This window comes from Sandarakinorhabdus sp. (genome assembly GCF_040398645.1).
Taxonomy (GTDB): domain Bacteria; phylum Pseudomonadota; class Alphaproteobacteria; order Sphingomonadales; family Sphingomonadaceae; genus Sandarakinorhabdus.
This window is the reverse complement of the sequence record NZ_JBBATR010000001.1, coordinates 97,009-105,538: the sequence shown is the minus strand read 5'-3', so window position 1 is coordinate 105,538 and position 8,530 is coordinate 97,009. Positions and strand designations below refer to the sequence as shown.

The window sequence follows — 8,530 nt, the reverse complement described above, 5'->3', positions numbered from 1 at the left end:
CGGGGCCGCTCATCACGCGGGCGCTCTTCGCGGGGACGCTCTTCGCGGGACCGGTCATCCCGCTGCCTGTCATTGCGGGGCCGGTCGTCGCGGGGCCGCTCATCGCGCATCCCGTCAGCGCGGGGCCGGTCGTCGCGGGGCCGCTCATCGCGGCGTGTGTCATCACGGCGTGTATCGTCACGGCGTGTGTCGTCACGGCGCGGGGGGCTGCGATCTTCGCTGTCTTCGCGACCGTCGTCGGGGCCTTCGGCGCCCATGTCGCCATCGCCGTCCAGATTGCCGTCGTCATCATAACCGTCCCGGCCACGGCGGGCATCGGCGGGGCGATCACGATAATCACCAAGCAAACGGAAATAATGTTCGGCATATTGCAGATAATATTCTGCCGTCACGCGGTCGCCAGCTTGCTGGGAATCCCGCGCCAACGCCCGATATTTCTCCAGCAACTGGGTGGCATTGCCGCGCTGGCGATTGTCCAGCCGCGGGCCGTAATTGTTGCCGCCAGCCATTTGCTGCGGGCGCGGTCCGTTATTGCCGCCACCCCGACGCCGCCGCTGCTGGTTGTTCCTGATCAAGATCGTCGTCCCCGTTCTTGGCCGCTATTCGGCCGCTTTGGGCAAATCAATATCGGAGCCGTCCGCATCATCCCCGTGTTGCACCCGAAACCAGATGGTGCCTGCGTGCGGTGCAGTGGCCAAAAGTCCTGCTGCCGATGTGCGAAGGGCGGCCAGCTGCACTGAATGCGCCAGCGACCTAAGCCGGCCTTAGCGATGCTGCGCCCATCCGCCAAGGAAAAAACGCGGGTTCGCCGCCATACCGGCCATCAACGAGGGCGCTTTGGCGCCATTGCGGCCATGGTGGCAAAGCAACGATCCGGATCCTGCCGTTTCAGCATGAGCAGCTGCATTTCGGGCGCGCCATCGCGGCCCACCGGGATTTCGGGCATATCGGCTAGAATGCCGGCAATGATCTGCGCCGCCGCTTCGTGGATCGAAATGCCCGCATCAACCGGATCGTCGCCAGCCCCTTTTTGGCTGCCATCGCCCGTCAATGCGTTGGCGCCGATGCCCGTGGCAACAAACCCAGGCGTCAGCACATGCACCTGCACGCCGTGTTGAGCGATTTCAGCCCGCAAGGCATCCGACCAGCCAACCAGCGCGTGTTTTGCTGCACAATAGCCAGTGCGCAGCGGCGATCCGACCTTGCCGGCCACCGAGGCATTATTGATGATACGGCCAACACGCCCATCCTTGGCCCGTGCCACCATCGCCGGCAGCAGCAATTGCGTCAGCCGCAACGGCGCAAAGAAATCCACCTCCATCAAGCTGCGATAGACGCCGAATTCCGTATCGAGCGCCAGGCTGCGCTGCGAAATGCCGGCATTGTTGACCAGCCAGTCGATGCCGCCAGTGGCCGCTTCAACGCGGGCCACGATGCCGGGCAGCGCGTCCAGATCGGTTGCATCAAACGCTTCGATCAGGCTGCCCGGGCAATCGGCAGCAACCGCCGCCAGTGCATCATGATTGCGGCCCGATAGCACCAGCCGCGCGCCGTGCGCCGCCAACGCCAGTGCCAGCCCCTTGCCGATGCCCGACGATGCGCCGGTGATCCAGATTGTCTTGCCGGCAACAACGTTCATTGCATGTAACTCCATCCCGCCGCCGGCACACCGATCAGCCAGCTATGGCCCCACCCCAGAAACACGAACCACAGCAGCGCCCCGCCCACCACCGGCACCGCGCCGGGCCACAGCGCCGATACCGGCTGACGGCCTGTCAGAATCGCGGCAAACGGCACGTGGCTGGTGCGCGCCATGTGCGCAGTATAGTTGCTGTCCTGCTGCTGCTTCTTCACATCCTGCATGACGGTGCCAATCAACGCCAGCGCCGCAATCCCGCTGGCCAGCACGATGGTGCGCGGATCGGCGGTGAGGACCATATGCACCGCCGCCCAGAGCACAAAGCTCCACATCATCGGGTGGCGGGTGATGCGCTGCATGCCCTTTGGCTCACCCGTCACGCCCGGCATCATGGCGGGATTGGGCGCCGTCACGGATCCGACAAACAGGATGAACGCAATCAGCATCACCGCCAGTGCCGGCGCATAAACGGCGGCCGGCGTGTCCCACAGCCGCCGCCCCGGGATTTGCCGCCACAGCTGCACAGCACTGCCCAGCGTACCCAGGGCCACCACGGAGTAGAGGATGGCGAAGCCGCCGGCGCCCAGCCGGGCCACCAGCGGTGCGCGCAGCGGATGCGACAGCAACTCATGGCTGACAACAAACAGCCCGATCAGCAGGCCCAGCAGCATCAGATCCGACATCCGGCGTCTCCCCAGATCAACCATGATTGCTGCCCCGACGGCAGCCGAACACCCTTCAACTATAGTGTAGCGATCAACCTGTGCGGCCAAGCCTTACTTCACGCCGTGCATCAGGCGCTTGAGCAGCGGCGAGATCAGCAGCAGCACGCCGCCGATGGCCACCGATGCCAGCCCGATGGTTTCAAACACGCCGGCATAAGTGTCCAGGCTGACCTTGAGGTTGGTCACCTGCCCGCCAACGGTTTCCACCTGCGCCACCTGCGCCACCAGGCCGCCAACATATTGCGCACACGCAATCGATACAAACCACAGCCCCATCATCAAGCCGACGATGCGCGCGATGGACAATTTGGTGACCATCGACAAGCCGACCGGGGAAATCAGCAATTCGGCCATCGAATGGATGAGATACAGCCCGGCCAGCCACCAGATACCAACCTTGAAATCATCGCCGGCAAATTGCGTGCCCCACACCAGAAACAGGAAACCGCCGCCAACACCCGCCAGCGCCAGGCCGAATTTTACGGGAATGCCCGGCTCCAGGCCGCGCTTGGCCAGCAACTGCCACATGATGCTGAACACCGGCGCCAGCAGCACGATGAAAATGGCATTGAAAAACTGCGTCTGCCCCGGCGAGATTTCGAACAGGCCAAAGATCGACAAATCGGTGTTGCGCGCCGCAAACAGCGTCAAGCTGGAGCCGGCCTGTTCAAACAATGTCCAGAACACCACGTTGAACACGATCAGCACGATCGCCGCCAGCATCATCTGCCATTCGGCGCGATTGCCGTAGATTATCGACCAGATCGGGATCAGCACAACGCAGGCCAGAAACGTTGCAAACAGCACCTTGCCCAGGATCGGCAGGCCCGCGAGATAACCAAGGAACCCGGCCCCTGCCACCGGCGGCGGCGCAGCCATCAGATTGGTGAACAAAAACCAAGCCAACGGCACACAGGCAATCGCGCCCAGATAGATCGCAAGATCACGCTTGGGCGCGCCAGCTGGCGGTTCGCCATAGCCTTCCAGCTTCGGCCCGGCGAACTGGATCAGAAACCAGCTGAGCGCCATGCCGATCGCGGCCAGCAAAAATCCGGCCCACCAGCCATAGGCATCGGCCAAAAACGGACATGCGAGCTGGCTGCACAGCGACCCCAGATTGATGCCCATGTAAAAGATGGTGAAGCCGGCATCGCGGCGGCTGTCCCCCTTGGCATAGAGGCTGCCGACCATTGTCGAGATATTCGGCTTGAAAAAACCATTGCCGATGGTGACGGCTGACAGGCCAAGCAGCATGATGGTGACGAACAGCGCGTCACGCTCCCCGCCGGCTTCAAATCCGCCCTTGGCAATGCGGCGTGCTTCGCTGCCATCGGCGGCAACCAGGCTCACGCTGCCATCTTCATTGCCCTTGATGACCAGCGGCTGGCCGGCAACCGTCACGCTCTGGATGCTGGTATTGCCCTGTTTTTCCACTGCAACTTCATATTGCTGGCCGTCGAACTTGGCCCATGGCCTGGCCGCTTCACCGCCAAAACACAGGGTGAAATAGCCCAGCGCCATCAGAATCGCGCCGAATTTGACGGCCTTCTTCGATCCGAGATAGTTGTCAGCCAGCAAGCCGCCAACCAGCGGCGTGAGATACACCAGCGCCGTGAAGCCGCCATAAAGGCTGGCGGTGGTGCTGTCGGAAAACAGGAAATGTTCGGCCAGATACAGCGTGAGCAGCGCGCGCATGCCGTAATAACCAAAGCGTTCCATGGCTTCGGTGGTGAACAATCGCGCCAGCTGGGCCGGATGGCCAAACCATTGCGGGCGCGTATCTGCCATCGCCGCAGCTGCATTTTCGCTCAATTACCGTCTCCCTCACGCGGGCAATGCGCGCTTGCGGCCGCCCCCATTCGCCCGTGATAGCCGCAGCGTGCCCGAACGCCAAGCGCCGCAAACCCGCTGGCCGATGCATGCGAATCGCGATTCGGGCTTGCGCTGGCGGCCGCGTTGGCGATGCTGCTGCGCATGCGCCATTTTCTCACCGCCCTGTTTGCCCTGTTTGCCATGCCGGCGGCTGCCGCGCCGATCCTGCTGGTGCCCGACCGGGTATTTGATGGCGCGGTGATGCACAGCGGCTGGCAAGTGCTGGTGGACGGGCAGCGCATCGTGGCGGCCGGCCCGGCGCTCACCGTACCAGCCGGCACCGAGCGCCGCGCGCTGCCTGGCCAGACGCTGCTGCCCGGCTTCATCGAAGGCCACAGCCATTTGCTGCTGCACCCCTATGATGAAACGCCGTGGGACGATCAGGTGCTGAAGGAAAGCCAGGCCTACCGAGTCGCCCGCGCCGTGGTGCATGCCCGGGCCACGCTGCTGGCCGGCTTTACCACCGTGCGCGATCTGGGCAGCGAAGGCGCCGGCTATGCCGATGTCGGCCTGAAACGTGCGATTGAAGACGGCATCGTTCCGGGGCCGCGCATGATCGTCGCCACCCTCGCGCTGGTCGCGCCGGGCAGTTACGGCCCGAAAGGCTTTGCTGCGCCGGTTCCGCAAGGCGCCGAAGAAGCCGATGGGCCGGATCTGGTGGCGGCAGTGCGCCGCCAGATCGGCAGCGGCGCCGATGTCGTCAAGTTATACGGCGATTATCGCTGGCGGCCCGGAGAGCCCAGCCGCCCGACCTATTCCCAGGCCGAGATCGCTGCAGCCGTAATGGCTGCCCACGATGCTGGCCGGCAGGTGGCCGTGCACGCCAACACGGCCGAGGCCATGCGCCGCGCCGTGCTGGCCGGGGTGGATGTGATCGAGCATGGCAGCGAAGGCGATGCTGCGGTGTTCGCGCTGATGGCCCAGCGGAAGGTGGCGCTGTGCCCGACACTGGCAGCCGGCGATGCCATCGCGCGCTATCGCGGCTGGAACGGTGCCGAACCGGCGCCCAAGGATGTGCAGCAAGACCGTGACACATTTGCGCTGGCCCAAAAAGCCGGCGTGCCGATCTGCATGGGCGGCGATGTCGGCGTGTTCACCCACGGCACCAACGCCCGCGAAATGCTGTTGATGGCCAAGGCCGGCATGCCCAACATCAATGTGCTGGTGGCCGCCACGGCCGGCAATGCCCGCTATTTTGGTTTGGCGGACCGCGGCCGCATCGCGGCTGGCCTGCTGGCCGATCTGGTCGCGGTGCCGGGCGATCCGGCGGCCGATCTGAGTGCGGTGACGCGCGTCAGCTTTGTGATGAAGGGCGGCGCAGTGGTGAAGCCCAATTGAGCGCGTTCAAATAGCCATGCGCGGCGCGCCATTCGGCAGCAAGCCGGGGGAGCGGCCGCCAGCGCGGCGGTGTGCGCAGCGGCCAGCACCAACGCTTCGCGCGTTGCCCACAGCCGCGTGCCAATTATTGCACCATCTGGGCATATCGGGCCAGCAGCGTAGCCCGTCGGGCCAGCCGCGGGACACCGGAAGCCAGCATCCGGACACCATGACGGCTGCAAACAATCGTGCGCGCCGTAGCCGCAGCCGGCCATCGCCATCGGCGCCAGCACAACCGGCGGGCTGCAGCCAAAGCGATGTTCAAGCCGCTGCATGGACGCCAGCCTTTCCATCGGTTCGGCGCTGGCACAAGGCCGGGCGGCGGGATAAGACAACGCCATGGACAGTTTCAACGATTCCGCCACCCCGGCCAGCCTGATGGCCACCCGCCGCTCCGGCAAAGCGCGCGATATGATCAGCCCCGGCCCCGATTCGGCGCAGCTGGCGGCAATGCTGCACACCGCCGCGCGCGTGCCCGATCACGGCAAGCTGTTTCCGTGGCGGTTCGTCGTCATCGAAAACCGCGATGCCTTTGCGCAGTCGTTGCTGGCGGCCTATCTCTCGGGCAAGCCCGGCGCTGGCCGACTCGAGCAGGATGCCGTTACACAATTTGCCGTGCAGTCACCTTGCTTGGTTGCCGTGCTGTCCAGCCCGAAGCAAAGCCACATCCCGCTGTGGGAGCAGGAGCTTTCGGTCGGCGCCCTTTGCCAGAATCTCTGCCTTGCCGCCCACGCGCACGGCTTTGTTGCCAACTGGCTGACCGGCTGGGCCGCCTACGACGAACAAGTGCTGGCGCTGCTTGGCGGCGCCGCGCCCGAGCGTATCGCCGGTTTTTTCTTCATCGGCAGCCAGGCCAAGCCGCTCGAAGAACGGCCACGGCCCGATATGGCGGCAATCACCAGCCACTGGGCCGGCTAACCAGTCGCGCAATCAGCTGCAGGTAACAGTGCCGCTGCCGGCGACCTTCGTCAGGCATTTGGCACCACCGGTCACGGTTACGTCGCCGGAACCAGCGATCCTGACATCGGCCTGCCCGCTGGCCCGGGCCATGACATTGCCCGATCCAGCAACGCTGATCGCCGTGTTGATGCAGGCCAGGCCCGACAGATCGACATCGCCGCTGCCCGCCACTTTCACATTCTGCGCGCCGCATTGGCCAGCCAGCCGCACGTCACCCGATCCCGAAATGCTGATATTGGCGGTTTTGGCATTGACGCTGGCGACGGCCACGTTGCCCGATCCGCTCAGCCGCACATCAAACACGTCGGCGGCAGCCTTGTCGGCCTTGATATCGGCAGAGCCGCTCAACGACAGGCCGCGCAGCGCCGGCATGGTGACGGTAACGGCTACATCCTTGCCCCAGCTCAGCATGCTGGGCTTGCGGCCGATGTTGAGCACACCCTTTTCAACGCGGACCACCAGGCGATCAAGATCGCTGTCAGCGCCGGTTGCCACCACCGAAAAACTGGACCCTTGCCGGATCGTAACGTCATCGCCGCCGCTTACGGCCACACGGTCAAAGCCGGTGGCATCAAATCGGCGGTCCGCCGCCAGTACAGGCGACAAGGCTGCGCCCGCAGCGAGGCTGGCGAGGATGTAGGCGGCGAAACGGGTCATCTTGTCTATCTCCCTTGTGTATTGCATTAACAATACACAAGGGAGACAGCAATGCAAGCCCCCGCTATCGCCGTCTGGCCGCCGCCGAACGGAACCGCGGCTTGCCGGGTTCGATCAGGCGGCTTTCAGCACCTGTTCGATCTTCTGCTGAGCGGCAGGCTCATCGATGTTTTCCATCGCGGCCAATTCGCGAGCCAGACGGCCGATGGCGGCCTCGTAAATCTGGCGTTCGGAATAGCTTTGTTCCGGCTGATCTTCGGCGCGGTGCAGATCGCGCACCACTTCGGCGATGCTGACCAGATCGCCCGAATTGATCTTGGCTTCATATTCCTGAGCGCGGCGCGACCACATCGTGCGCTTGATACGCGGCTTGCCCTTCAGGGTCGTCAGCGCTTCGTTCATGGTGGCCTGGCTGGACAGCTTGCGCATGCCAACGCTCTCAACCTTGTTGATCGGCACGCGCAGAGTCATACGCTCTTTTTCGAAGCGCAGCACGAACAGATCGAGCGGCACGCCCGCGATTTCCTGATGCTGAATTTCAACAACACGGCCCACGCCATGTTTTGGATAAACGACATAATCGCCCACTTCGAACCCAAGCGGCTTGGCACTTGCCATCGATCAATGTCCTTTTGCTCTTGAGCGGCAGCCAGTAGATACAGGATGGTGCAGCGGCGGGCCCGGGGCCAGCGCCTGCTGCTTCATCATGCCAACCAGCGCACGCGGCCTGCCTTGCACAACATCTGACCCGTCATCAGCCCGGCAGATGGGCGCAGCGATGAACAAGCCGGCGGTGTGGCGACAGCGTCAAACGCCGGCCACACAGGTCATGTATCAGAAACTTGTCACAAACGCCATAACGGCGTGTTGAGGCACGCAAAGGCCGTGAACGCGGTCATGTGCGCGGCACTATCGCACGATTGTGCCGCTGGAAATCGTGTAGCGCCGGGCTGGCAAGCTCAGTTGCCGGTTCCAGCGGTCGCGGTGAAATATTTGTCGAATTTGCCGTCTTCGCCTTTGTGTTCGTCGGCATCAGCGGGCGTTTCACCCTTGATGGTTATGTTTGGCCACTGCGCCGAATAAGTGGCGTTCAGTTCCATCCACTTTTCAAGGCCGCCCTCGGTATCGGGCAAGATGGCTTCGGCCGGGCATTCGGGTTCGCAAACGCCGCAATCGATGCATTCGCTGGGGTTGATCACCACCATGGTTTCACCTTCATAGAAGCAGTCCACCGGACACACCTCCACACAGTCCATATACTTGCACTTGATGCATGCTTCGGTAACGACGTAAGCCATGA

General features: G+C 63.6%; 9 protein-coding genes. 2 read left to right on the top strand and 7 right to left on the bottom strand.

From position 1 onward, the window contains the following. The 4 genes from ABWP50_RS00525 to ABWP50_RS00510 all read right to left on the bottom strand — a co-directional run. A partial coding sequence (locus ABWP50_RS00525; RefSeq protein ID WP_353216025.1) for a DUF4167 domain-containing protein occupies positions 1-509 on the bottom strand: 509 nt, incomplete at its 3' end. Between the two features lie 314 nt (positions 510-823). Next, on the bottom strand, positions 824-1,639 hold the full coding sequence (locus ABWP50_RS00520) for an SDR family NAD(P)-dependent oxidoreductase (protein ID WP_353216024.1): 816 nt from the start codon (positions 1,637-1,639) through the stop codon (positions 824-826). Then, positions 1,636-2,322: an NnrU family protein gene (locus tag ABWP50_RS00515; protein ID WP_353216023.1), complete on the bottom strand. Its 687-nt coding sequence runs from the start codon at positions 2,320-2,322 to the stop codon at positions 1,636-1,638. Before ABWP50_RS00515 ends, ABWP50_RS00520 begins: the two co-directional genes overlap by 4 nt. 93 nt (positions 2,323-2,415) lie before the next feature. Continuing rightward, positions 2,416-4,152 carry a peptide MFS transporter gene (locus ABWP50_RS00510; RefSeq protein ID WP_353216032.1) on the bottom strand — a complete coding sequence of 579 codons (1,737 nt, stop codon included), beginning with the start codon at positions 4,150-4,152 and terminating at the stop codon, positions 2,416-2,418. Positions 4,153-4,338: 186 nt separating this feature from the next. On the opposite strand from ABWP50_RS00510, the gene ABWP50_RS00505 reads away from it, so the two are divergent. After that, positions 4,339-5,574 carry a metal-dependent hydrolase family protein gene (locus ABWP50_RS00505; RefSeq protein WP_353216022.1) on the top strand — a complete coding sequence of 412 codons (1,236 nt, stop codon included), beginning with the start codon at positions 4,339-4,341 and terminating at the stop codon, positions 5,572-5,574. Between the two features lie 378 nt (positions 5,575-5,952). Further along, positions 5,953-6,531, top strand: a complete 579-nt coding sequence (locus ABWP50_RS00500; RefSeq protein ID WP_353216021.1) for a nitroreductase family protein — start codon at positions 5,953-5,955, stop codon at positions 6,529-6,531. 12 nt (positions 6,532-6,543) lie between these two features. Here ABWP50_RS00500 and ABWP50_RS00495 read toward each other — a convergent pair whose 3' ends face one another. The 3 genes from ABWP50_RS00495 to fdxA all read right to left on the bottom strand — a co-directional run bounded on the left by ABWP50_RS00495 (position 6,544) and on the right by fdxA (position 8,528). Then, positions 6,544-7,230 carry a head GIN domain-containing protein gene (locus ABWP50_RS00495; RefSeq protein WP_353216020.1) on the bottom strand — a complete coding sequence of 229 codons (687 nt, stop codon included), beginning with the start codon at positions 7,228-7,230 and terminating at the stop codon, positions 6,544-6,546. Between the two features lie 114 nt (positions 7,231-7,344). Further along, positions 7,345-7,848 carry a CarD family transcriptional regulator gene (locus ABWP50_RS00490; protein ID WP_353216019.1) on the bottom strand — a complete coding sequence of 168 codons (504 nt, stop codon included), beginning with the start codon at positions 7,846-7,848 and terminating at the stop codon, positions 7,345-7,347. 341 nt (positions 7,849-8,189) lie between these two features. Then, entirely contained in the window at positions 8,190-8,528 is a 339-nt protein-coding gene (gene fdxA, locus ABWP50_RS00485) for a ferredoxin FdxA (RefSeq protein WP_353216018.1), read from the bottom strand. Positions 8,529-8,530 lie beyond the last annotated feature (2 nt).